At 62.7% G+C, this 22,055-nt stretch carries 22 protein-coding genes; 18 read left to right on the plus strand and 4 right to left on the minus strand.

All coding sequences use genetic code 11. The annotated features are described in order from the left end of the window. Window positions 1-96 precede the first annotated feature (96 nt). The 15 genes from ACUY2Y_RS06925 to ACUY2Y_RS06995 all read left to right on the plus strand — a co-directional run bounded on the left by ACUY2Y_RS06925 (window position 97) and on the right by ACUY2Y_RS06995 (window position 12,659). On the plus strand, window positions 97-1,332 hold the full coding sequence (locus ACUY2Y_RS06925) for an MFS transporter (RefSeq protein ID WP_448325375.1): 1,236 nt from the start codon (window positions 97-99) through the stop codon (window positions 1,330-1,332). Window positions 1,333-1,365: 33 nt separating this feature from the next. Next, on the plus strand, window positions 1,366-1,572 hold the full coding sequence (locus ACUY2Y_RS06930; RefSeq protein ID WP_210571684.1) for a hypothetical protein: 207 nt from the start codon (window positions 1,366-1,368) through the stop codon (window positions 1,570-1,572). A gap of 8 nt (window positions 1,573-1,580) precedes the next feature. Continuing rightward, window positions 1,581-1,973, plus strand: coding sequence for a Fic family protein (locus ACUY2Y_RS06935; protein ID WP_210571685.1), 393 nt, complete (start codon window positions 1,581-1,583; stop codon window positions 1,971-1,973). Window positions 1,974-1,984: 11 nt separating this feature from the next. Then, window positions 1,985-2,623, plus strand: a complete 639-nt coding sequence (gene hisH / locus ACUY2Y_RS06940; protein WP_210571686.1) for an imidazole glycerol phosphate synthase subunit HisH — start codon at window positions 1,985-1,987, stop codon at window positions 2,621-2,623. 9 nt (window positions 2,624-2,632) lie between these two features. Beyond that, window positions 2,633-3,379 carry a bifunctional 1-(5-phosphoribosyl)-5-((5-phosphoribosylamino)methylideneamino)imidazole-4-carboxamide isomerase/phosphoribosylanthranilate isomerase PriA gene (gene priA, locus ACUY2Y_RS06945; RefSeq protein WP_448325376.1) on the plus strand — a complete coding sequence of 249 codons (747 nt, stop codon included), beginning with the start codon at window positions 2,633-2,635 and terminating at the stop codon, window positions 3,377-3,379. 6 nt (window positions 3,380-3,385) lie between these two features. Further along, a complete protein-coding gene (locus ACUY2Y_RS06950) occupies window positions 3,386-4,195 on the plus strand; it encodes an inositol monophosphatase family protein (protein ID WP_448325377.1) in 810 nt (269 codons plus the stop codon). 7 nt (window positions 4,196-4,202) lie between these two features. Then, window positions 4,203-4,979 carry an imidazole glycerol phosphate synthase subunit HisF gene (gene hisF / locus ACUY2Y_RS06955; protein ID WP_448325378.1) on the plus strand — a complete coding sequence of 259 codons (777 nt, stop codon included), beginning with the start codon at window positions 4,203-4,205 and terminating at the stop codon, window positions 4,977-4,979. After that, a complete protein-coding gene (gene hisI, locus ACUY2Y_RS06960) occupies window positions 4,979-5,371 on the plus strand; it encodes a phosphoribosyl-AMP cyclohydrolase (protein WP_448325379.1) in 393 nt (130 codons plus the stop codon). The genes hisF and hisI overlap by 1 nt, the downstream gene beginning before the upstream one ends. Then, a complete protein-coding gene (locus ACUY2Y_RS06965) occupies window positions 5,371-6,075 on the plus strand; it encodes a TIGR02234 family membrane protein (protein WP_448325380.1) in 705 nt (234 codons plus the stop codon). The genes hisI and ACUY2Y_RS06965 overlap by 1 nt, the downstream gene beginning before the upstream one ends. Before the next feature lie 73 nt (window positions 6,076-6,148). Continuing rightward, complete coding sequence (locus ACUY2Y_RS06970) at window positions 6,149-6,988, plus strand: indole-3-glycerol phosphate synthase TrpC (protein ID WP_210571694.1); 840 nt, start codon at window positions 6,149-6,151, stop codon at window positions 6,986-6,988. Window positions 6,989-7,039: 51 nt separating this feature from the next. Then, window positions 7,040-8,032 (plus strand): prolipoprotein diacylglyceryl transferase, encoded by a 993-nt coding sequence (lgt, locus tag ACUY2Y_RS06975; protein WP_448325381.1) that lies wholly within the window; start codon window positions 7,040-7,042, stop codon window positions 8,030-8,032. Window positions 8,033-8,118: 86 nt separating this feature from the next. Then, complete coding sequence (gene pyk / locus ACUY2Y_RS06980; RefSeq protein ID WP_448325382.1) at window positions 8,119-9,546, plus strand: pyruvate kinase; 1,428 nt, start codon at window positions 8,119-8,121, stop codon at window positions 9,544-9,546. A gap of 27 nt (window positions 9,547-9,573) precedes the next feature. Further along, window positions 9,574-11,997, plus strand: a complete 2,424-nt coding sequence (locus ACUY2Y_RS06985; RefSeq protein ID WP_448325383.1) for an excinuclease ABC subunit A — start codon at window positions 9,574-9,576, stop codon at window positions 11,995-11,997. A 51-nt stretch (window positions 11,998-12,048) separates the two neighbouring features. Then, on the plus strand, window positions 12,049-12,324 hold the full coding sequence (locus tag ACUY2Y_RS06990) for a hypothetical protein (RefSeq protein ID WP_448325384.1): 276 nt from the start codon (window positions 12,049-12,051) through the stop codon (window positions 12,322-12,324). A gap of 47 nt (window positions 12,325-12,371) precedes the next feature. Further along, window positions 12,372-12,659, plus strand: coding sequence for a hypothetical protein (locus ACUY2Y_RS06995; protein WP_448325385.1), 288 nt, complete (start codon window positions 12,372-12,374; stop codon window positions 12,657-12,659). A 126-nt stretch (window positions 12,660-12,785) separates the two neighbouring features. Here the strand turns inward: ACUY2Y_RS06995 and ACUY2Y_RS07000 are convergent, their stop codons facing one another. The 3 genes from ACUY2Y_RS07000 to ACUY2Y_RS07010 all read right to left on the minus strand — a co-directional run bounded on the left by ACUY2Y_RS07000 (window position 12,786) and on the right by ACUY2Y_RS07010 (window position 18,052). Next, window positions 12,786-15,179 (minus strand): glycogen/starch/alpha-glucan phosphorylase, encoded by a 2,394-nt coding sequence (locus ACUY2Y_RS07000; RefSeq protein WP_448325386.1) that lies wholly within the window; start codon window positions 15,177-15,179, stop codon window positions 12,786-12,788. 118 nt (window positions 15,180-15,297) lie between these two features. Next, window positions 15,298-16,605, minus strand: a complete 1,308-nt coding sequence (locus tag ACUY2Y_RS07005; RefSeq protein WP_259901917.1) for an amidohydrolase — start codon at window positions 16,603-16,605, stop codon at window positions 15,298-15,300. A gap of 118 nt (window positions 16,606-16,723) precedes the next feature. After that, the gene (locus ACUY2Y_RS07010) at window positions 16,724-18,052 is read right to left on the minus strand and encodes a DUF4921 family protein (RefSeq protein ID WP_448325409.1); all 1,329 of its coding nucleotides are present in this window, start codon (window positions 18,050-18,052) and stop codon (window positions 16,724-16,726) included. 19 nt (window positions 18,053-18,071) lie between these two features. Between ACUY2Y_RS07010 and ACUY2Y_RS07015 the strand changes: the two genes are divergently transcribed. Further along, a complete protein-coding gene (locus ACUY2Y_RS07015) occupies window positions 18,072-18,500 on the plus strand; it encodes a hypothetical protein (protein ID WP_448325387.1) in 429 nt (142 codons plus the stop codon). Here ACUY2Y_RS07015 and ACUY2Y_RS07020 read toward each other — a convergent pair. Beyond that, the gene (locus ACUY2Y_RS07020; RefSeq protein ID WP_448325388.1) at window positions 18,470-19,669 is read right to left on the minus strand and encodes a glycerate kinase; all 1,200 of its coding nucleotides are present in this window, start codon (window positions 19,667-19,669) and stop codon (window positions 18,470-18,472) included. The genes ACUY2Y_RS07015 and ACUY2Y_RS07020 overlap by 31 nt on opposite strands. A 164-nt stretch (window positions 19,670-19,833) precedes the next feature. Between ACUY2Y_RS07020 and gdhA the strand changes: the two genes are divergently transcribed. Both gdhA and ACUY2Y_RS07030 read left to right on the plus strand, forming a co-directional pair. Next, a complete protein-coding gene (gene gdhA, locus ACUY2Y_RS07025) occupies window positions 19,834-21,183 on the plus strand; it encodes an NADP-specific glutamate dehydrogenase (RefSeq protein ID WP_448325389.1) in 1,350 nt (449 codons plus the stop codon). Between the two features lie 96 nt (window positions 21,184-21,279). Further along, window positions 21,280-22,053: a DivIVA domain-containing protein gene (locus ACUY2Y_RS07030; RefSeq protein WP_448325390.1), complete on the plus strand. Its 774-nt coding sequence runs from the start codon at window positions 21,280-21,282 to the stop codon at window positions 22,051-22,053. Window positions 22,054-22,055: the final 2 nt, after the last annotated feature.

The following is a 22,055-nucleotide window of genomic DNA, read 5'->3' on the forward strand; positions in this document are numbered from 1 at the left end:
TCCTCACGGTTGGTGGGAGCCTGATTTTTCTTGTTGGAACCGTCCGGTTCCTTTTTTCTTTGTGCAGTCGATGTGAGTTTTGGGAGGGTTTTCACCGTGGGTTCCCCGCAAGGGACTGGTCCGGACGATGCTTCCCAGACTGAGGTCAATTCGGTCTGGGAGGCATCTGGCTTCATTCCGACTCTGGTGGCGGTCGCCGCCGCTTTCGGTTCGTGGGCGCTGTTGCTGCCGGTCGTGCCGGTGGCAGTCCTCGATGCAGGTGGCTCACACGCCCTCGCCGGTGCGTCGACAGGCGTGTTCATGGCTGCGACTGTGCTCACGCAGGTCTTTATGCCGCGGTTGCTGCGCCGGTTCAGCTACCGCTCCGCGATCGCCGTGTCAGCGGTGCTGCTCGGTGTCCCGGCGCTGGCGTTCATGTGGAATATGGATCCGTCGGTGGTCCTTGCGGTGAGCGTGGTGCGCGGTATCGGCTTCGGCGCGATGACTGTTGCTGAGGCCGCGATCATTGCTGAGCTCGTGCCCCGCAAACTGCTGGGTAAGGCCTCCGGTGTCTTCGGTGCTTCGAGCGGCTCGGCCCAGATGATCGCGTTGCCGTTGGGCCTGTTCCTCAGCGAGAAAATCGGGTACGAACCCGTGTGGATCATAGCCACGGTGATCGCCGCCGTCGGTGGCTTGGCGTGTGCTGCTATCCCGCCCATCAAGGGGGCCCAACCCGACCCGGTGGCCAGCGGCGCGATGTCCGCCCCGACGTGGAAGCTCGTGCTCGTGCCCACCCTGGCGCTGGCCATCGCCGCGATGGCGTACAGCCTGATCGCCAACTTCCTGCCCGATGCCGCCCGCGACACGGGGATCACCTCCGGCACCACGCTCGGTGGCCTGATCCTGGCGGTGATCAACCTGGCAGTCATGTCGGCGCGCATCTTCACCGGTGTCGTCGCCGACCGCCGCGGCGAGCCGGGCACCCTCATGATTCCGTTCCAGATCGCCGCCGCCATCGGCATGTTCGGCTTCGCCGCCTGCCTGGCTACCAGCGCCCACCCAGTGTGGATGGTAGTCTCCGCGATCTTCTTCGGGGCCGGCTTCGGCGCTGTGCAGAACGAGTCCCTGCTCAGCATGTTCTACCGGCTGCCCCAGTCCAAGGTCAGCCATGCTTCCGCCGTGTGGAATGTCGGTTTCGACGGCGGCCAGGGCATCGGCTCCTTCATGTTCGGCGGCATGATCGCCGGGCTCGGCGCCGCCGGAGCGTTCGCTTCCTCCGGTGCTGTCGTCGTCGCCGGGATCGTGATGACCACGGCGGACTGGATCATCGGAAAACGGCGTCTCGGGAGGTAGCTCCAAATGGTACCTGAATGGTACCGTTTTGCCATGGCTTTGAATCTCCGCTTGACCGCCGAGGAAGATCATCAATTGAGCGACCTCGCCGCTTCCTCGGGGCTGTCCAAACAAAGGGTCATTTCCATGCTGATTCGCAGAGAGTGGGAAACAGAGCAGGCGCGCCTTGCAAACTCCCGGGATATAGGCGAGTTAATGGGCGAGCGGAACGTTCTGATGCAACGATTGAAAGACGCTTAATAGAAGCTATGTCTCTGCAACGACGCAGATTCACGCTCGAGACGGTTCTTCCCGCTCTCGAAGAGCACGGGTTTACCGTCGGAGATATGGGCCTTCTCGCGTCAGCTTTAGAGCGGCCGTGGGCGACTTTTTGCGGTGAAGAGCTCTACCCGGACGAATGGTCGAAGACTGCGGCGCTCGTGCACAGCATCGAATCGAATCATCCGTTCCTCGACGGAAACAAGAGGGTGGGAGTCCTGCTGGGATCGATCATGCTCAGGGTTCATGGCCGGGATGACCGCCGTATCTCCGACGACGATTGGTTTGATCTGGTGGTAGCGGTTTCCGCCGGTGAGCTCGACACCGAGGGAATTGCTCGACGTCTGGAAGCGGTGTACCGGAAGGGTGGGGTAGACAGCTAAACTTCCCACTCATGAGCAACGTGGTGGCCCTTCTGGATTACGGTGCAGGAAATCTCCGCTCGGCGCAGCGCGCACTCGAGCATGTCGGGGCGGACGTGGTGGTCACGCGCGACCCCATGATCGCGGTGGAGGCAGACGGCCTGGTCGTGCCGGGGGTCGGGGCATTCGACGCGTGCATGCGTGGGTTGAAGGGCGTCGCCGGGCCACGCTTGATCGGGCAGCGGTTGGCTGGCGGTCGGCCGGTGCTGGGGATCTGCGTGGGGCTGCAGGTGATGTTCGAGAAGGGAGTCGAGCATGGCATCGAGGCGGAAGGGTGTGGGGAGTGGCCGGGGGTCGTCGATAAGCTTGATGCCCCTGTCTTGCCGCACATGGGCTGGAATACCGTCGATGTGGCGGACGGCTCTGAGATGTTCGCGGGGTTGGATGCGGACACGCGGTTCTACTTCGTGCACTCCTACGGCGTGCAGAACTGGGAAATGGCCGAGGATGACTTCATCGCCGCGCCGAAAGTCTCGTGGTCGCAGCATGGCAATTCGCGGTTCGTCGCAGCCGTGGAAAACGGCCCGCTGTGGGCCACGCAATTCCACCCGGAGAAGTCCGGGGACGCCGGTTTGACGTTGTTGCGGAATTGGGTCGGCCATCTGAATTAGACTGCGGATATGAGTTTCACTGTTCTGCCCGCAGTAGACGTCGTCGACGGCCAGGCTGTCCGCCTTGACCAGGGGGAAGCCGGCACGGAGAAGAATTACGGCGCCCCGCTGGACGCGGCGCTGCAGTGGCAAGAAGAAGGCGCGGACTGGTTGCACTTCGTTGACCTGGACGCGGCGTTCGGGCGCGGCTCCAACCACGAGCTGATGGCGGAGATCACCAAAACACTGTCCATCAACGTGGAGCTGACCGGCGGGATCCGGGACGACGCGACGCTTCAGCGTGCGCTGGCGACGGGTGCGAAGCGCGTCAATATTGGCACGGCTGCGTTGGAGGACCCGGACTGGGCGGCCGAGGCGATCGCGAAGCACGGCGACAAGATCGCTGTCGATATCGCCGTGCGCGAAGAAAACGGTGAGTGGCGCACGAAGGGCCGCGGCTGGACATCGGACGGCGGCGACTTGTGGGAGGTCCTCGAGTTCTTCGATTCCGCCGGGTGCGCGCGTTTTGTGGTCACCGATGTGAGCAAGGACGGCACGCTTGCTGGCCCGAATATGGACCTGTTGCGCGAGGTCTCCGCGGCCACCGACGCTGCTGTGACGGCGTCGGGCGGTGTGTCCGCACTCGCCGATATCGCCGAGATCGCGCGCTACGCCGATGAAGGCATTGACAGTGTGATCGTGGGCAAGGCTCTCTACGAGAAGCGCTTCACGCTGCGCGATGCTCTCGCAACCGCTGCCGCGCCGGGGGACGAGTAGGACGCAATGCAGGCAGACGAGTTGAACAGGTTCCTCGCGGTCGCGGAGGAAGCTGCGGATATCGCGCGCCAGCAGTTCGTCGAGGGGCTCGGGTCAGCACCAGCGCTGTATAAAAGCTCCAACGACTTCGCCACAGAGGTGGACCTGCAGATCGAGACGACGCTGCGCAAACACCTCACCGAATCCACGGGAATTCCGGTGCTCGGCGAAGAAAAGGGAGGGCAAAAGCTTAGCGACGCCCTGTGGGTCGTCGACCCCATCGACGGCACCGCTAATTTCTCTTCGGGCAACCCGAATTGTGCGGTGCTGATCTCCCTAGTGGTGGATGGCCAGCCGGTCGTTTCCGTCACGGATGTGCCGATGTTGAATATGCGTCTTTCCGCCACCGAAGGTTCCGCCCTCACGCTGAACGGAAGGCAGCTTCCGCGTATCGACGAAGTCGAGCCGGTGAGCAACCAAGTCGGCGTGGGCACTGTGGGCACCGACGACACGAGCCGTGTTCCGCCCGACAGCCGCCTGAAGCTGATCAAGGCGCTCGAATACTCCAATATGCGCCCGCGGATCAGCGGATCGGTCGGGCTTGACCTGGCTTTCGTCGCGCAAGGAATCTATGAGGCCACCGTGAGCTTCTCGCCGTTCCCATGGGACAACGCCTCCGGTGTGCTCCTCGCGCGCTGCGCCGGGGCCGTTGTCACTGACGTGGATGGCAAGCCGTGGGAGTTGGGCTCCCTCGGTGTCATCGCTGGGTCGCCCGAAGTGCATGCTTCAGTGCTGCGTACCATGAAGTCCATTCAGCGTGAAGCCGGAAGGAAGTGATTGAGTCATGGCCGTGGCAACCAGGGTGATTCCGTGCCTAGACGTGGACAACGGCAGGGTCGTCAAGGGCGTGAACTTTGAAAACCTGCGTGATGCAGGCGATCCGGTGGAGCTGGCCAAGCTCTACGGTGAACAGGGCGCAGACGAGCTGACCTTTCTCGACGTGACCGCTTCCAAGCAAGGCCGCGGCACGATGCTCGACGTGGTGCGCCGCACCGCCGACCAGGTGTTCATTCCGCTCACCGTTGGCGGGGGAGTGCGCACGGAAGACGATGTGCGCGAGCTTTTGCGTGCTGGCGCCGACAAAATCTCTGTCAACACCGCGGCTATCTCCCGGCCGGAGCTGTTGCGCGAGCTCTCCCAGGTCTTCGGTGCACAGTGCATTGTTCTATCCGTCGACGCCCGCCGAGTGCCGGAAGGCGGCACCCCGCAGCCGTCCGGATTCGAAGTGACCACCCACGGCGGCACCCGTTCCGCGGAATTGGACGCCATCGAGTGGGCCCGCACGGGCGAGAAACTCGGGGTGGGGGAGATCCTGCTCAATTCCATGGACGGCGACGGAACGAAGGAAGGCTTCGATCTCGAGCTCATCGAGCGCGTCCGCGAGGCCGTTTCCATCCCTGTGATCGCTTCCGGCGGTGCTGGCCAGGCCGAGCATTTCCCGCCTGCGGTTCGCGCAGGGGCGGATGCGGTGCTGGCCGCTTCCATCTTCCACTTCCGCGAGGTGAGCATCAGTGAGGTCAAGCAGGCGCTTGCCGACGCCGGATGCGAGGTGCGTCAGTGATGCGCGATACCCCCACCGATGAACTCATCCCTGAGAATGCCCAGCTCGACGACGTGCTCCGTGCCCGTGTCCGCTTCAATGATGCCGGGCTGGTGCCCGCCGTCGTCCAGGCCGCTGGCACAAACGAGGTGCTCATGATGGCGTGGATGGACGAGCATGCGCTCGCCTACACCCTGGCCACGCGCCGCGGCACCTACTACTCCCGTTCCAGGTCCGAATACTGGATCAAGGGACTCACGAGCGGCAACACCCAGTACGTGACGGAGGTGCGCCTCGATTGTGACGGCGACACCGTGCTGATGAAAGTGGAGCAGCGCGGCGGAGCCTGCCACACCGGCGACCGGACCTGCTTCGATGGCGACTTACTTCTCACACCGGAGGAGGGACGATAATGGGCGACACCGACGGAACGAACGAGGCTGTCCAGGACAAACGCCATGCCCGTCTGGGCGCCCTGCTGATGGGAATCGGAGCGCTGGTGCTCTGGTTGGCTTCACGCGTGAGCTGGATGACGGTCAATTACGAAGATGACCGCACGGGCGACGGCGCCGTGGACGTCAACGGCGCCACCTGGTCGACGGAGGTCACGGCGGTGGTGCTGTTGCTGCTCGCCGCTACAGTAGCCGGGCTGGCTTTGCGGCGTTGGGGACGCCGTCTCGTCGGCGCAGTCGGGGCTATCGCAGCCGTGGCGGTGACTATCCCGCCGCTCGGGCTGCTGGCGGGGTCGCCGGATCCGGAACGCGCTAAAGCATTGCTGACTCTGGGCGGCGAGGAAACGGCTATCGGCAGCACCCTCGGTGAGACTGCGATCCCGGAGTGGGCGAATATTTCCAGTATCGATGTCGCCGCACTTGGCCCCATCGCAGCTGTGCTGGGTGCACTTGCCGCCGCCGCTGGTGGCCTTCTGCTCGCGGTCCGACCCGGCTATGACGCGGCGACGGTGAATAAGTACGAGAAGACATCGCAACGTCGCGAGAAGATCGAGCAGGATCTCGAATCTGAGCCCGATTCCGGTCGCGTTCTGTGGGATGCGATCGACGCGGATCTGGACCCGACTGACACTGAAACGCGAAGTGGGCCCAAGCGGACGGAGTGAAACTCCGCGCATGTAGAACACTTTTGCACCGCTTGATTTCGTGGACTGCGCACAACCCGATAACCTCATAGGCATGACTGCGGTGCAGGGCAAGCAACAGCTGGTCACCGACGCGACGCACAATCCAGTTGTCGCGGGGGTGCTGGCTGATGTTGCCGAGCGCGAAGCGCAAATTCCTTTCAAGGAGATCAAAGCCCGTTCGCGCAGCATGCCCGAGACGAGGGATGTCCGCGCCGCCTTGCTTGGCCCCGGCTGCGGGGTGATCGTGGAGATCAAACGCACCTCGCCCGTTTTCGGCCCCACCGGGGTGATCGACTCCATGGCGCATCTCGCCGCCGAAATCGAGGCCGGAGGCGCCGCACTCATCGCGTGCCAAACGGAGCGTTTGCGTTTCGACGGCTCCCTCAACGACATGGAGCAGGCACGTAATGCGACCAGTCTTCCCATGGTGTGCCGCGACGTGATCGTCGACCCCTATCAAATTCACGAGGCCCGCTGCTACGGCGCCGATATGGTGCCGCTGCAAGTGGGCCTTTTGGAGCAGGCGCGGCTGGAGAGCCTGCTCGACCGAGTGGAATCCCTGGGCATGGTGGGAATGGCAGAGGTCCGCACGGTGGAGGAAGCCGACCGGGCACTACGTGCAGGGGCATCGGTGATCGGCGTGAACTCGTGGACATTCGACACCAACGATCTGAACCGCGAAGCCTTCGGCGAGATCGAGCCCGGTCTTCCGGAAAGCGTGCTGCGGATCAGTCTCGGCGGTGTCCGCAATGCCCGCGACTTGATCTCGGCTGCCTCCATTGGTGCCGATGCTGTGCTCGCCGGTGAGGCAGTGATGACCAGTACCAACGTGACCGCTGCCACCCGTCGTCTCGTCGCTGCCGGCCAGCACCCGGCCTGCCCGTCGCGCTAAGACCGCGCGGGGCTGTCGCCATCGCAGCCGTAATCAGGCAAACTGATCTTCGTGGTTACAGAAGTCCTCGCTAATTTCCCGTCGCCCCCGCAGGGCGTGTGGCACCTCGGGCCGATCCCGATCCGCGCCTACGCGCTGTGCATCATCACCGGCATCATTGTCGCGTTGACGCTCACGCTGCGCCGCTACAAGGCGCGCGGCGGGGACCCGGACATGGTGTGGGATGCGGCGATCGTGGCTATTCCCGCCGGCATCATCGGTGGGCGCACGTATCACGTGGTCACGGACTACGACAGCTATTTCGGCCCGGGCAAAGATCCGTGGCAGGTGTTCAACTTCTCCGCGGGTGGTCTGGGCATCATGGGCGCGGTGGCGTTGGGCACGCTCGCGGTGTGGGCGCTGTTCCGGTACCGGAAGGTGCCGCTGCCGCCGTTCGCGGATGCGGTCGGCCCGACCATCATTCTCGCCCAGGCGATCGGCCGTCTCGGCAACTATTTCAATCAGGAGCTCTACGGCCGTCCGACGGATGTGCCGTGGGCGCTGGACATCTTCTACCGCGTCGACGAGAACGGCAATTTCGCGCCGTTGACGGGACGCTCCACGGGCGAGATCGTCACTAGTGTTCACCCGACATTCCTGTACGAGATGATCTGGAATGTCGCGGCTTTCGCGTTTCTGCTCTGGGCGGAGCGGCGCTTCCGACTCGGCCACGGCCGCGTTTTCGTGCTCTACATCGCGTCCTACACACTGGGCCGCGTTTTCATGGAGACGATGCGTGACGATGCCGCGAACACCATCTTCGGTCTGCGTGTGAATTTCGTGATTTCCGCGGTGATCTTCATTGTGTCCACGATTGTGTTCTTCCTCATGCGCCGCGGGCGTGAAAATCCGGACGAAGTCGATCCGCGCGAGCCGGAGGACGCAGACGAAAAGCACGAAGAGCACGCCGCATCGCTCGATGACGCAGACGCTGCCGATGCGGAGCGCGGAGAGCAGAAGACCTCAGTCGGCGGGCGCGAAGAATCGCAGAAGCAAAAGCCATAGTGTTTCGGTAGCGTGGGCGACGTATCCAATCCTTGTCCAGCCAGCTGAAAGCCCGGCTGGGCCGCATAGATCAGAAGAAGGAAGCTGTGGATAGACGCACCAAGATTGTTTGCACTCTCGGACCTGCAGTAGCCAGCAAGGACGCAATCCTTGGACTCGTGCGTGACGGCATGGATGTCGCCCGCCTGAATTTCTCGCACGGTGATTACCCGGACCACGAACAGAACTACAAGTGGGTGCGCGAAGCGACCGACGAGACGGGCCATGCGGTCGGTATTCTCGCCGACCTCCAGGGCCCGAAGATCCGTCTCGGCCGCTTCGAAGGCGACGGTAAGACCTACTGGGAGACGGGCGAGACCGTCCGCATCACGGTTGACGATGTCGAGGGCACGCATGACCGCGTGTCCACGACGTACAAGAATCTTGCGCAGGATGCGAAGCCGGGCGACCGCCTGCTTGTCGACGATGGCAAGGTCGCCCTCGTCTGCAAAGAAGTCGACGGCAACGATGTGGTGTGCGAGGTCACTGAGGGTGGCCCTGTCTCCAATAACAAGGGCGTCTCCCTGCCGGGGATGGACATCTCCGTGCCGGCGCTGAGTGAGAAGGACATTGCGGATCTGCGTTTCGCGCTGAAGCTCGGCGTGGACTTCATCGCCCTGTCGTTCGTGCGTTCCCCGTCCGACGTGGACTTGGTCCACGAAGTGATGGATGAGGAAGGTCGCCGCGTTCCGGTCATCGCGAAGCTGGAGAAGCCGGAGGCTGTTGACGCGCTCGAGTCCATTGTGCTGGCCTTCGATGCCGTCATGGTCGCCCGCGGCGATTTGGGCGTGGAGATCGCGCTCGAGCAGGTGCCGCTGGTGCAAAAGCGCGTGATCCAGATCGCGCGTGAGAACGCCAAGCCGGTGATCGTCGCTACGCAAATGCTCGATTCGATGATCGATAATTCCCGTCCGACCCGCGCGGAGGCCTCTGACGTGGCTAATGCCGTGCTTGACGGCACTGACGCGGTCATGCTCTCCGGTGAGACCTCGATCGGTGTGGACCCGCACAACGTCGTGCGCACGATGGACCGCATCGTGCGTGTGGCGGAGTCGATGGGCTCGGTCCCGCCGCTCAACCACATTCCGCGCACTAAGCGCGGCGTGATCTCGTATTCCGCGCGCGATATCGCGGAGCGCCTCAATTCCCGTGCACTCGTCGCTTTCACCAGCTCCGGTGAAACCGCTCGTCGCATGGCGCGTCTGCACTCGCACCTGCCGCTGCTGGTGTTCACGCCGAACCAGGAGGTGCGTTCGCAGCTCGCCCTGACCTGGGGTGCGGAGACATTCCTGTGCCAGGATGTGGACAACACCGACCAGATGATGAGGGTTCTCGACGAATCGCTGCTGCACCTCGACAAGTACAAGGAAGGCGACATCATGGTCGTCGTCGCCGGCACCCCGCCGGGAATCGCAGGCACGACGAACATGATTCACGTGCACCAGCTGGGAGAGGACACGCGCAACCCGCGTTAGAGTCCCACTCTCGTTACGCTGGTGGGCATGCCTGAAACAACTGAGATTTCCACTGGAATCAAAGTCAGGGATGCCCACCTGCACAACCTGAAGAATGTCGATGTGGACATTCCCCGTGGCACTCTCGTCGCGGTGACGGGAGTGTCTGGTTCCGGCAAATCCTCCCTCGCTTTCGGCACGATCCATGGCGAGGGACAACGGCGCTACCTTGAATCGGTGGCGCCTTTTGCGCGCCGGCTCATCGGCTCGGCGGTGGATCCGCAGGTCGGGGAGATCGACGGGCTTCCGCCCACGGTGGCGCTGCAGCAGTCGACGTCCGGCGGCGGGGCGCGTTCCACCGTGGGGACAGTTTCTGCGCTGTCGAACAGTATCCGCCTGCTGTATTCGCGTTCCGGCGATAACCCGGACGGGCTGTACTCCGACTCGTTTTCCCCGAATACACCGGAGGGCATGTGCCCGACCTGCCAGGGCACCGGGGTCGTGCACGAGCCCACGGAGCAATCCATGGTTCCGGATCCGACGCTGTCCATTGAAGACGGTGCGATCCAAGCTTGGCCGGGTGCATGGGCGGGCAAGAATTTCCACGACATCCTGCAAACACTCGGTTACGACCTCGATTCGCCGTGGCAGGATCTGCCGCAAAAGGACCGCGAGTGGATCCTGTTTACAGATGAGCGGCCCGTGGTCACGGTCAAGCCGTTGCGCGGCGAGGACCAGATCCAGCGCAATTACAAGGGCACATGGCGCTCGGTGGCGGCTTATCTGACCAACACGCTTGCAGAAACTCAGTCCGACACCTTGCGCAAGCGCGTCCTGTCGTACATGGAATCCCGCACGTGCGAGACGTGCCACGGTCGCCGCCTCAATCCAGAAGCGCTCAAGGTGACGTACGCGGGCATGCCTATCGACGAGCTCGGCGCCCTGCCCCTCGACCGCGTTCACGCCGTGCTGTCGGAGCAGACCCCAGAGGAGAATTCTGCTGAAGACCTTCTGCTCAAACAGATCCTCCCGGCGTTGCAGTCAGCGCTCGACTTGGGGCTTGCGCACCTGAGTCTCGACCGGCCCGCACCGACGCTGTCCGCGGGCGAGCTGCAGCGCATCCGTCTCGCCGCGCAATTGCGTTCCGGCCTTTTCGGAGTGGCGTATGTGCTTGACGAGCCATCGGCGGGTCTGCACCCGTCCGAGCGCAATGCGGTGCTCGATATTTGCCGTCGTTTCATCGCCGCCGGAAATTCCGTCCTGCTGGTCGAGCACGACATGGAGCTTGTTGCGGAGACCGATTGGCTCGTCGATGTCGGTCCGCGCGCGGGCGAGCGCGGCGGCGAGGTGGTCTATTCCGGCCCCACCGCGGACTACGACGCGGACACACCTACCGCGAACGCGCTGGGCAACCGCACGCTTTCGCTTAACGACGACCCGCGTGACGCCACAGGAACCTTGTCGCTTTCGGGAGTCCGAGCCAGGTCCATCGACGGGCTCGACGTCGATTTCGGTTTGGGACAGTTCACCGCAGTTGCCGGAGTCTCTGGTTCGGGCAAGTCCACGCTCGTCAGCACCGTGCTCGCCGGTGTTCTGCGCGAAGCGTCGTCGGCTGTCACCGACGACGAGGACGAGGCGCAGGATACGGGGGAGTGGAACGTCGATAAGCGTGCTGGTGTCGATGCTGTGAGCCGTATCGTGCAGATCACCCAGAAGCCGATCGGCCGGACGCCGCGTTCGACGCTCGCCACGTATACCGGGCTTTTCGACGGCGTACGCAAGCTCTTTTCCTCCACGCCCGAGGCGAAGAAGCGGAAGTGGACTGTCTCGCGCTTTTCCTACAACGTGAAGCAGGGGCAGTGCCCGACGTGCGGCGGCGCCGGCAAGATCGAGGTCGAGCTGGTGTTCCTGCCCGGTTCGTACACCACATGTCCGGATTGCCGCGGCGCGAGGTACAACGACGAAACCCTCAAGATCACGTGGGAGGGCCGCACAATCGCCGACGTGCTCGGACTCACCGTGGACGAAGCGGCAGATGTCTTCGCCGATGAGCCGAAGATTCTCCGCGCAGTGGAAACACTCCAGGCGGTCGGCTTGGGCTATTTGACACTCGGCCAGGGCGCACCGGAGCTCTCAGGCGGCGAGGCGCAGCGCATCAAGCTCGCCACCGAGCTGCAGCGCTCCCGCAATTCGCGCCGGGGCCACACGGTGTACCTGCTCGACGAGCCGACCACGGGCCTGCACCCGGCGGATATCGAACTGTTGGTGAAAGAGTTGAATGGCCTTGTCGACGCTGGTCAGACCGTGATTGTGGTCGAGCACGACATGTCGGTCATCGCGCAGGCCGACCGCGTCATCGAGATGGGGCCGGGCGCAGGTGCCGAGGGTGGGCAGATCATCGCCGACGGAACCCCCGCTGAACTGGCCGGGAAGAAAACTCCCACCGGAGGCGTATTGTTTTCGCGAGCCTAATCGATAGACGGGTTGCAAGGATCTTATGTTGAACAACGAGGAGGAAGAACAATGATCCGTCAACGTCTCGCCGCCCTCGCTGTCGCCAGCACGATCGCGTTCGGCGCTACAGCAACCCACATCCCGACTGCCGCCGCCGAACCGGAGCAACCGCAACCTGCTGCCGCGCAGATGTCGGCGCTGCCCGCTTTCGATCAGTTCAAAGAAATGATCAGCTTGGTGATTTCACTTCCGCCGATGCTGTCGAGTGCGGCTCTGGCTTACATTGCAGGTCCGGATCACGCCTGCTCGGGCCTCATTCCCCAGTACTGCCCGAACAAGAAATAACGACAGACGGCACAAAGATCACCGACGCACAACGAAGGAGAAGAACAATGATCCGTAAACGTATCGCTGTTCTCGCCGTTGCCAGCACGGTCGCGCTCGGCGTCGCAACTATCGATACCCCGACTGCTGTTGCAGAACCGGAACAACCAGCACCTGAAGCAGCACAAGCACAGCTGTCTTCTGGTGGCGGCATGGATGAGGTGAAGAAAGCGCTCAGTGCGATGATCGCCATTCCGCTCGGCCTGTCGAGCATCGGTCTCGGTCTTTTCGCGCCGCAGGAATACACGTGTGAAGGCCTCGTTCCGTACCTTTGCTTCGATAAGCACAAGAAGTAGCGCGGAGCGCAGCCTTTGGGTCGCGCATAAGAAAAGCAGCTCCCTCGATGCAGTTCACTGGGCCCTTTCGCGGGCCGGGTGTCTGCACTTGAGAGGAGCTGCTTTTATCGTCGAGCGGGTGAGGAGCTAGCCCTTCTTGATCGGGGTCGGCTCGATCTTCCAGACCTCGGTGGCGTAATCGCGGATCGTGCGGTCGGAGGAGAAACGGCCGGACTCGCAGATATTGATCCAGCACATGCGCGCCCAGTGCAGCGGGTCATCGAAGTACTCCGCGGCCATGCGGTCGCGGGTCTCCTTGTAGGACTCGAAATCGCCCAGGACGTAGTAGGGGTCCGGGGTATTCCAGCCGCCGTCGACAAGCAGTGAATCGCGCAGGTCGGCGAAGATGCCGGTGTGGTTGTCGTCGAGGGTGCTGTCGATAAGCGCATCAAGTGCGCGCTTGATGGCGGGGTTGTTCTCGTAGATCTCGGTCGGGTCGTAATTCTTCTTCAGCTCCGGGAGCTCTTCCTCGCGGGCGCCGAAGATGTACGCGTTGTCCTCGCCGACGGAATCGACGATCTCCACGTTCGCGCCATCCATCGTGCCCAAGGTGAGCGCGCCGTTCATCATGAACTTCATATTGGACGTGCCCGAGGCCTCCTTGCCAGCGGTGGAAATCTGCTCGGAGACGTCCGTGGCGGGAATGATCTGCTCGGCGGGCGATACGTTGTAGTTCTCGATGAAGACCACGCGCAGGTACTCGGAGACTTCCGGGTCGTTGTTGACCATGTCGCCGATGGTGTTGATCAGCTTGATGATCGCCTTGGCGCGGTCGTAGCCCGGTGCCGCCTTCGCGCCGAAGATGAACGTGCGCTTCGGAATGTCCTTCTCGCCGTCCTTGATGCGGAAGTACAGGTCGAGAATGTAGAGCGCGTTGAGCAGCTGGCGCTTGTACTCGTGGAGGCGCTTGATCTGCGTGTCGTAGACCGACTCAGGATCGATCTCCACGCCCTCGTGCACGCGCACCCAGTTGGCGAAGTCCTGCTTATTGGCCGCCTTGATCTCGCGGAGCTCCTCCATCACCGCGTCATCCTCGGCGTAGTGGCGCAGCTCCTTGAGCTTGTCCATGTCCGTGACCCATGCATCGGAGCCGACGAGACGGTCGAGCAGCTCGGACAGGCGCGGGTTGCACATGCGCAGCCAGCGGCGCGGAGTGACACCGTTGGTCTTGTTGTTGAACTTCTCTGGGTAGAGCTCGTGCCAGTAGTTCAGGGTGTCGCGCCGCAGAATGTCGGTGTGGATCGCGGCGACACCGTTGATGGAGTACGAGGCGTAGCAGGCGATCCAGGCCATGTGGACCTTGCCGTCGTGGACCGGGGAGTAGTGATGCGCGTCCTCCGGGCCGATCCCGCGGGACGCCATGTCCGCGCGGTAACGGCGGTCGATCTCCACGACGATCTCCCAGATGCGGCCGAAGAGCTTCTCGAAGATGGACACATCCCAGGTCTCCAGAGCCTCTTCGAGCACCGTGTGGTTGGTGTAGGCGAACGTCTTGGTGGTCACGTCCCAGGCGTCTTCCCAGGTCATCCCGTGATCGTCGAGAAGCAGGCGCATGAGCTCCGGAATGCCCAGCACCGGGTGGGTGTCATTGAGCTGAACGGAGTTGTACTCGGCGAAGCCGCGCAGGTCCTCGCCGTGGTGCGCGATGTAATTATCGATCATCTCCTGCAGCGATGCCGACACGAAGAAGTACTGCTGGCGCACACGCAGCACCTTGCCCTCGTACGTCGTGTCATTCGGGTACAGCACGCGGGTGAGGTCATGGACTGCCTCACGCTCCAAAATCGCGTCGGAGAAGCGCTGGGAATTGAAAGCGTCGTAGTCGAACTCAGCCATCGGCGACGCATTCCACAGGCGCAGGGTGCCCACATTGTCGGTGCCGTAGCCGGTGATCGGCATGTCGTAGGGGATCGCGCGGACGTGCATGTCGTCGAATTTCACGATGCGCTGCTGCGTGCCGCGGCGGACGATGAACGGGTAGAAGCTCTCCTTCCATGCGTCCGGGTGCTCCTTCTGGAAGCCGTTTTCGATCTCCTGGCGGAACAGGCCGTAGCGGTAGAGCAAGCCGTAACCGGTGACCGGGTAATCCTGCGTCACAGCGGAATCGAGGAAGCAGGCAGCGAGACGGCCCAAGCCGCCGTTGCCGAGCGCGGCATCGTGCTCGGCCTCAAGAGCGTTGAGGAAGTCGTGGCCGTTCTCCTCTGCCGCCTTAATAGCGTCGTCGACAAGCCCCAGGTTGGTGAGGTTATTCAACAAAGCGCGGCCCATGAGGAACTCGGCGGAGAAATACGCCTGCTGGCGCGTCGCCTTGTACGCCTTGCGGGTTTCATCCCACTTGTCAGCGAACTGTTCCATCGTGGCCAGGGACAGGCCGGTCCAGAATTTCTTGCGGGTCGAGGTCTCGGGAGCGGAGCCGGAGACGGACCGGACGTGGCCGCCGACCGTGTCCATGAAAGCAGGGGGTTTAGCTGGCAAATTCATGCGTTGATTACCTCAGGTCATCAGATGGTCAGATCATCTAGAAGGATCGCTAACACGCGCCACTGTACCGGGGGATCGGAGCGCTGGTGGGGACGAAGCGGCGCGCGGGAAGCCGAGTCTACGGCTGACGGTCGAGCGGGTGCGCGAGATACGTGAGCACAGCTGCCGCAGCAGCATTCGTGGCGGCATACACCGTGGGCTCATATTCCGGCAGGAATGTGGGCATGTGGTTCACCGGCACATCAGTGATGACGCGGTCTTCCGCGACAGCCTTATCCCAGACAGTGCGCGGGGTAGAACCGATGAGCCAGAAGATATAGGGAACCCCGAAGGCTAGCGGAATATTCGGGAAGTCCTCCGACACAGTCGATGGCTCCGAATCCACCGAGTCAGGCCCGAAGACCTCGTCGAAGGTGGAGCGGACTGTCATGAACGCGCCGCGGTCATTGTCCAGTAGCTCGCCGTGAGCGAAGTACTCGAAATACGGTTCCTCCTTGATGCCGGATGCCTCGCATTCCGCGATGACAACGCGCTGGATCGCCTCGTACACCTTGTGCTTCACCGTGTCGTTGTAGAAACGGCAGTTGACTACCAGCTCAGCGTGGTCGGGAATGATGTTGTTCGTCATGCCGGCATTCACCTGGCCGACGGAGACCACCGCGAAATCCTTCGGCGCGACTTCGCGGCCGACAATGCCCTGCAGGCGCAAGATGATGTGAGCCACCGTGTAGGTCGGGTCGACAGCGGCGTGGGGCATCGAACCGTGGGCACCGCGGCCCGGGATGCGGATGCGGATGGAATCGCAGGCCGCGAACTGCGGGCCCGGCTTGGTCTGCACTTGGCCGGCGCGGCCAGGCATGACGTGCTGGCCCAGGCAGATGTCGGGGCGGGGAATGCGGTCGGTGAGCCGGTCGGTGATCATGGCGGTCGCGCCGCGGCCGATCTCCTCGCCGGGCTGGAACAGAGCCACGAAGGTGCCTGACCAGTGTTCCCTGTTGTTGTCCATGATGTCGCACAGGCCAAGGAGAGCAGTCACGTGCATATCGTGGCCGCAGGCGTGCATGAGGCCGGTCACGGTGCCGTCGTCACGCGTCGCTGTGTCCGTCGATGCGTATGGCGCGCCCGTTGTCTCCGTGACTGGGAGCCCGTCGAAGTCCGCGCGGAAAAGCACTGTCGGGCCCGCTGAGCCGTGTGTCGGCTCCCCGTTGTGAAAGACCGCGACGATGCCGTACCCGCCGATCGGGGCAATGACACGGCAATCGAAACGCTCGAGCTCCTTGAGAATGCGCGCGTGAGTGTTCTTTTCCTGCATGGACAGCTCGGGGTGTGCGTGCAGGTACTGGTACAGGTCGCGCTGCCATGCAGGATCCACCGTGTAGTTCTGCAGAATCTCCTTGATCGCATTCGGATCAGCATGGGCGGGCATGTAGCTCAGGGCCTCCTTGTTCAGTTTGTTCAATGCCGGTTGCGACTGTGCAGTCACAGTCGCGCATTTGTCTAGTGTAGGCCGGATAGTTTCGTAGTGCTCACCGGCGCGTTTCGGGTCAGCGGCCCAACACCGGGTTGTACCGCAGCACGTTGCGGGCCGGCGCGCATTCGGTGGCGATGCGGATCTCGTTTGAGATCCGGCCCTGTTCGCGCAATTCGTACAGGCTGCTGACCATTCGGTCGCGGATATCGTACGGGGAGAGGGTGTTGACGTTGATCTTCGTGCCGCCCTCGAAGCCGGCGAGAACCGAGACGCGCCACTTGATGTTGATGCGCCACGGCATGGGCACATCTAAATCGATTGGCTTGTGGTGCCATTCCTCGTTGCACGGGACCTCCGGCCCGGTGCCGGCGTGCGCGGCGTGGAGGATATCCGACATCCCACGCACCTCCTCCTCGGTTTGCAGCCACGGCTCCGGGGTCGGGGACTTCGAGTACACGTTGATGGTGGGGTAGCGGTGGCCGACGCCAGCGCACATCACCGCGTGGTCGTTCTCCGCGATAATCAGGTTGTGGTAGCTCGCGAAGTTCACGCCCCACTCGTTGTACATATTGGGGTTCTGCCGTAGCTTGGCGATCTCGAGTTCGGAATGCATGCCGCGTTCGTCGATAGCCACGAGCTGTTTGTGCAGGTGCTCGAATGACGCGCCCGCCGGAGCAAGCCAGTTCTGGAAGACAGAGACATATGGTGCGTACCGGTTGCGCTCGTACAGGTCGCGCAAGGAATCGATAGTGAACGCGATGAAGCCGTAGTGCTCGTCGAGCGACAAGGTGCCGGAGGACGCGAGCTGCGTGGAATCCGTCGCGCCATCGACGAAATGGCGGCGGGCGATGATCACGTCGTGGCCACCGCCGAAATACGCAGGGGCGTGGGAGAGAAGTTCTTCTTCGCTGACGTTATCGTCCTGCCCCGATGCCTTCAGTCGTGTGCGCACGATGTCGAGAACATGGCGGCGCCCTTCGTCGTCCGCGAGATAGCGCTCCATCTGGTTCGCGCGGGACTCATCCATGGTGAAGCCGTAATTCTGCGCCCAATAATCGTAAGAGACGATTTCAAACAGGTTGGGCACGCGGCGAAAAGCGGCCTGAGTGTCGCCCAGCTCGTGGGGGAGCAGGTCGCGGATAATCTCCCATCGCCCGTCGCGGGACACCGTGCGCGATTTCTCGGGCGGCGTTTGAAGCAGCTTATCGACGCAAAAATTGCACCTGGCTGTGAAATCCTCCGGCTTGAGCTGCTCCGGTTCCTTTAGCGGGACCGACAGTGGCCTGTTTCCGCGGCCCGGCACAGTCCAGACCTGCGTGCCGGTGAAAGGATTGAGTTGTTTGAGTGTGCCGTCCGCCATCCGCTGCAGTGGGGCCCGCGAGGCGGACAGGGGGGTCGACAAGGGAACCGTCGGGTGTGTCATGTCCACCAAGGCTATTCGCTACGCTGGCTGCATGCCGACGATCCAGTTTGACGTGATTGTTCCCGACGACGCCGCAGGAAAGCAGATGGAGGAGGCGTTTTCGCGCGCCGTGGAGATCCTCGTGCGCCATGAACGCCTCACCTCTGGTTCCGTGGAGCGCGACAAGGACCCGAATGTGCACGAGGACATGGTGGCGCAGTTTCGCCGCGCCTTTGAAGAAGAGCGCGGCGAGGAACCGGGAGACGCTATCGTGCAGCGCTACCTCATTTCGGCAGAGGGGGCGAGTTCGATGAACCAGCTCGCCATGGGCTTGTCCCGCGTGCTCACGCCGAAGGCGGAGCTGCCGAACGATCCGGTGGCGCTGGAGCGCCAAATGGACTTCGAGTTGCCCGCCGTCTATCCCTGGGCTGTCGAGGTATTGAGGTAGGCCACTGCGGCTTGAGCACCCGCGTGGATCAGCTGCGCGCGGACATCGTCGTGGTCGTCCTCTTCACCGATATTCACCGCGAGGGTGCCTTCTGGAACATCTGCCTCGAAGGCGTCGGCGAGAATCGCCACGGTCGCTCCGCTGTCGTGCGCGAGCTCCGTCACCACAGAGGCGACCTTGCCGGCGGCGGACTGCTCGTCGTATTTCCCTTCGCCGGTGACCACGAAATTCGCTTCCGCGATCTTCTCTTTGAGTCCTTGGGCAGCCGCGACAGTTCGGGCGCCGGAGACGACCTGGACGTGGTCCGTGTTGCCGTGCATCAGCTCGGACAGCCACGTGATCCCGATGGGAAGGCCACCCGCTGCACCATATCCGGGCTGGTCCGGGTCTACGCCAGTGACCTCGCACAGGTGCGCCAGCGCCGCGTCGACTTGCTCGACGTCTGCGGGGCTCGCACCCTTCTGCGGTCCGAAGATGCGCGCCGCGCCCTGCGGGCCGGTGGCCGGGAATTCCGAATCGGCGAGCAACACCCAGTCCACGGACGCGGCGGGAATATTCACCTTGGCGGTGTCGAAATGGTCGAGCTCGCCCAGTGCGCCGCCACCATGGCGCAGCGGATGGCCGTCGACATTAAGCGGGTTCGCGCCGAGCGCGACGAGAATTCCGGTCCCGCCGTCGATCGTTGCCGAACCGCCGAGGCACAGCACGATGCGTCGCGCGCCGCGGGTCTGCGCGTCCGCAATCAGCACGCCGGTGCCATAGGTATCACCGGTGAGCGGTACGGGCTTGTCTTTCACAGCAGGCAATCCCGTCGCGGCGGCGACATCGATATAGGCCGTTTCCTCGGCTGCGTTGTAGACGTAGCTGGCTTCGGTCAGACGTCCGGCGGCGTCGGTCGTGGGAAGAGTGATGGACTCGCCACTAAAGAGCTCCGCTGTTCCCTCGCCCCCATCAGCCATGGGTATGTGATCAACGTCACAGTCAATAATTACGGACTTTACGCCTTCCGCGATCCACTCCGCCGCGTCGTGTGCGCTCGCTGTTCCTTTGAAAGAGTCCGGCGCGACGACGACGCGGACCGTCTTTGCATCAGCTACGAAATTCGCTGGTAAGCCCGCAGTCTCTTCGTCTGCCGAAGAACCGGCGGTCATCGGGCGAGTATTCACCATGGTGGGAGTGCTCCTTTATTTTCCTGCGGGGCGCGGCGGAATCGGTCGCGGTCAATCATTGCGTTTGGCGCCCCAGACGTTATCAATTCAGTTGAGAAGCGGATTCAATCACTCTTTCCCGGACTATAGTTTTCTAATTATCGAGCAGTCGGAAGAAAGGATCGATGGTGACGTCGAACGAAGACCAGATCTCGGGGTACTACAACAAGCTTCTGAAGCGTAATGCAGGGGAGCCGGAATTCCACCAAGCGGTTGCGGAGGTTCTTGATTCGCTCAAGATCGTTCTGCAGAAAGATTCTCACTACAACGACTACGGCCTGATCGAGCGTCTCTGCGAGCCGGAGCGCCAGATCATCTTCCGCGTCCCGTGGATCGCGGACGATGGGGAAGTGCGCGTCAACCGCGGCTTCCGCGTCCAGTTCAACTCCGCGCTCGGCCCGTACAAGGGCGGCCTGCGCTTTCACCCGAGTGTGAACCTCGGCATCATCAAATTCCTTGGCTTCGAGCAGATCTTCAAGAATTCCCTGACCGGCCTGCCGATTGGCGGCGGCAAGGGTGGCTCCGACTTTGACCCGAAGGGCAAGTCCGAGGCCGAGGTCATGCGTTTCTGCCAGTCCTTTATGACGGAGCTGCACCGCCATATTGGCGAGTACCGTGACGTCCCCGCCGGCGATATCGGCGTCGGTGGCCGTGAGATCGGTTACCTGTTCGGCCAGTACCGTCGTCTGACCAACGAGCACGAGTCTGGTGTCCTCACTGGTAAGGGCTTGGCCTGGGGCGGATCCCTTGTCCGTACCGAGGCCACCGGTTTCGGCACCGTCTACATCACCAACCAGATGATGGAAGAAAACGGCGACTCCCTCAGCGGTGCCAAGGTGATTGTCTCCGGTTCCGGCAACGTGGCTATTTACGCCATTGCCAAGGCACAGGAGCTCGGCGCGACCGTCGTCGGGTTCTCTGACTCGTCTGGCTGGGTGGAAACTCCCAACGGCGTCGACCTTGAGCTGCTCAAGGAAATCAAGGAGGTCCGCCGCGGCCGCGTCTCCGAATATGCCGAGAAGGTCGACGGTGTGACCTTCCACGACGAGGGCTCCATCTGGGACCTTGAAGCCGATGTCGCGCTGCCGTGCGCGACCCAGAACGAGCTCGAGGGCGCGCACGCTCAGAAGCTCGTCGATAACGGCATCAAGTACGTTGCGGAGGGGGCGAATATGCCGTCCACCGCCGAAGCTATCGAGATCTTCCGTGAGAACAAGATCCACTTCCTGCCGGGCAAGGCTGCGAACGCCGGCGGTGTGGCCACGTCCGCGCTGGAGATGCAGCAGAATGCATCGCGCGACTCGTGGAATTTCAAGTACACGGACTCCCGTCTGAAGCAGATCATGGAAGATATTTTCAGCAACACCTCTGCCACCGCCGCCGAATACGGCCACGAGGGTGACTACGTGGTGGGCGCGAATATCGCCGGCTTCAAGAAGGTCGCCGACGCAATGCTCGCCCAGGGCATCATTTAGGCTGGTTCATTCCAGGTCGGCTTTCTGCCGAGCTATTGCAGGACACGCGCCCCGGCTTGCCGGGGCGTTCGTCGTTTCGCCAGTACAGTTGGGCTCATGTACCGCGTATTTGAAGCTCTCGATGAACTGGTTAACACCGTCGAACAGGCCTACGGCGTTCCGATGACGTCGAACTGCATGGTTCCCCGCAACGAAGTGCTCGCGCTTCTCGACGACATCCGTAACGCCTTCCCCGTCGAGATCGACGATGCGCAAGACGTTCTGGATAAGCAGGATGAGATCCTGCGCGGCGCCGAGGACCGCGCGGACGCGATTATCGGCGATGCGGAAGGGGAGGCCCAGCGCCTCGTTACCGATGCCCGCAATGAATCCGATTCCATGTTGAGCGATGCTCAGCAGCGTTCCACCGTCATGGTCGCCAATGCTGAAGAGGATGCCAACAACACCGTCACCCGCGCACGGGATGAGGCGGAGCAGATGGTGGAGCGCGCTCGTCGAGAAGCGGAGCGTCTGGTCGCCGACGGTAACGAATCCTACGATCGCTCCGTCGCTGAAGGCCTCCAGGAGCAGCAGCGTCTCGTCTCCGAGGCCGAGGTCACCCGCCGTGCCGACGAAGAAGCGCACCGCATCGTCGAATCCGCGCATGCCGAGTCCAGCCGTCTGCGCGGCGAATGCGACGACTACGTCGACGGCAAGCTCGCCGAATTCGAGGAGACCTTGAGCGGGGTGCTGCGCACCGTCACCTCCGACCGTTCCGCATTGCGTCAGGGTGCTGGCGCGTCCGGCCGCTACGATCGCGGGGCACGCGATGTCCGCGTTGAGCGTGTCGAGCGCGTCGAACGCGATGACCGCGGCGGTTACGCTCGTTAACT

It is taken from the genome of Corynebacterium sp. 20-84, assembly GCF_053479455.1.

Excerpts from the sequence above, each read along its gene's own strand:
- ACUY2Y_RS06995 (WP_448325385.1), top strand. The coding sequence starts at position 12,372 with ATGATCCGTAAACGTATCGCTGTTCTCGCCGTTGCCAGCACGGTCGCG.
- priA (WP_448325376.1), top strand. The coding sequence starts at position 2,633 with ATGAGTTTCACTGTTCTGCCCGCAGTAGACGTCGTCGACGGCCAGGCT.
- ACUY2Y_RS07000 (WP_448325386.1), bottom strand. The coding sequence starts at position 15,179 with ATGAATTTGCCAGCTAAACCCCCTGCTTTCATGGACACGGTCGGCGGC.
- ACUY2Y_RS06930 (WP_210571684.1), top strand. The coding sequence starts at position 1,366 with ATGGCTTTGAATCTCCGCTTGACCGCCGAGGAAGATCATCAATTGAGC.
- ACUY2Y_RS07020 (WP_448325388.1), bottom strand. The coding sequence starts at position 19,669 with ATGGTGAATACTCGCCCGATGACCGCCGGTTCTTCGGCAGACGAAGAG.
- ACUY2Y_RS06970 (WP_210571694.1), top strand. The coding sequence starts at position 6,149 with ATGACTGCGGTGCAGGGCAAGCAACAGCTGGTCACCGACGCGACGCAC.
- ACUY2Y_RS06965 (WP_448325380.1), top strand. The coding sequence starts at position 5,371 with ATGGGCGACACCGACGGAACGAACGAGGCTGTCCAGGACAAACGCCAT.
- gdhA (WP_448325389.1), top strand. The coding sequence starts at position 19,834 with ATGGTGACGTCGAACGAAGACCAGATCTCGGGGTACTACAACAAGCTT.
- ACUY2Y_RS06950 (WP_448325377.1), top strand. The coding sequence starts at position 3,386 with ATGCAGGCAGACGAGTTGAACAGGTTCCTCGCGGTCGCGGAGGAAGCT.
- ACUY2Y_RS06935 (WP_210571685.1), top strand. The coding sequence starts at position 1,581 with ATGTCTCTGCAACGACGCAGATTCACGCTCGAGACGGTTCTTCCCGCT.
- ACUY2Y_RS07015 (WP_448325387.1), top strand. The coding sequence starts at position 18,072 with ATGTCCACCAAGGCTATTCGCTACGCTGGCTGCATGCCGACGATCCAG.
- ACUY2Y_RS07005 (WP_259901917.1), bottom strand. The coding sequence starts at position 16,605 with ATGCCCGCCCATGCTGATCCGAATGCGATCAAGGAGATTCTGCAGAAC.
- ACUY2Y_RS07030 (WP_448325390.1), top strand. The coding sequence starts at position 21,280 with ATGTACCGCGTATTTGAAGCTCTCGATGAACTGGTTAACACCGTCGAA.
- hisH (WP_210571686.1), top strand. The coding sequence starts at position 1,985 with ATGAGCAACGTGGTGGCCCTTCTGGATTACGGTGCAGGAAATCTCCGC.
- ACUY2Y_RS06990 (WP_448325384.1), top strand. The coding sequence starts at position 12,049 with ATGATCCGTCAACGTCTCGCCGCCCTCGCTGTCGCCAGCACGATCGCG.
- hisF (WP_448325378.1), top strand. The coding sequence starts at position 4,203 with ATGGCCGTGGCAACCAGGGTGATTCCGTGCCTAGACGTGGACAACGGC.
- ACUY2Y_RS06985 (WP_448325383.1), top strand. The coding sequence starts at position 9,574 with ATGCCTGAAACAACTGAGATTTCCACTGGAATCAAAGTCAGGGATGCC.
- hisI (WP_448325379.1), top strand. The coding sequence starts at position 4,979 with ATGCGCGATACCCCCACCGATGAACTCATCCCTGAGAATGCCCAGCTC.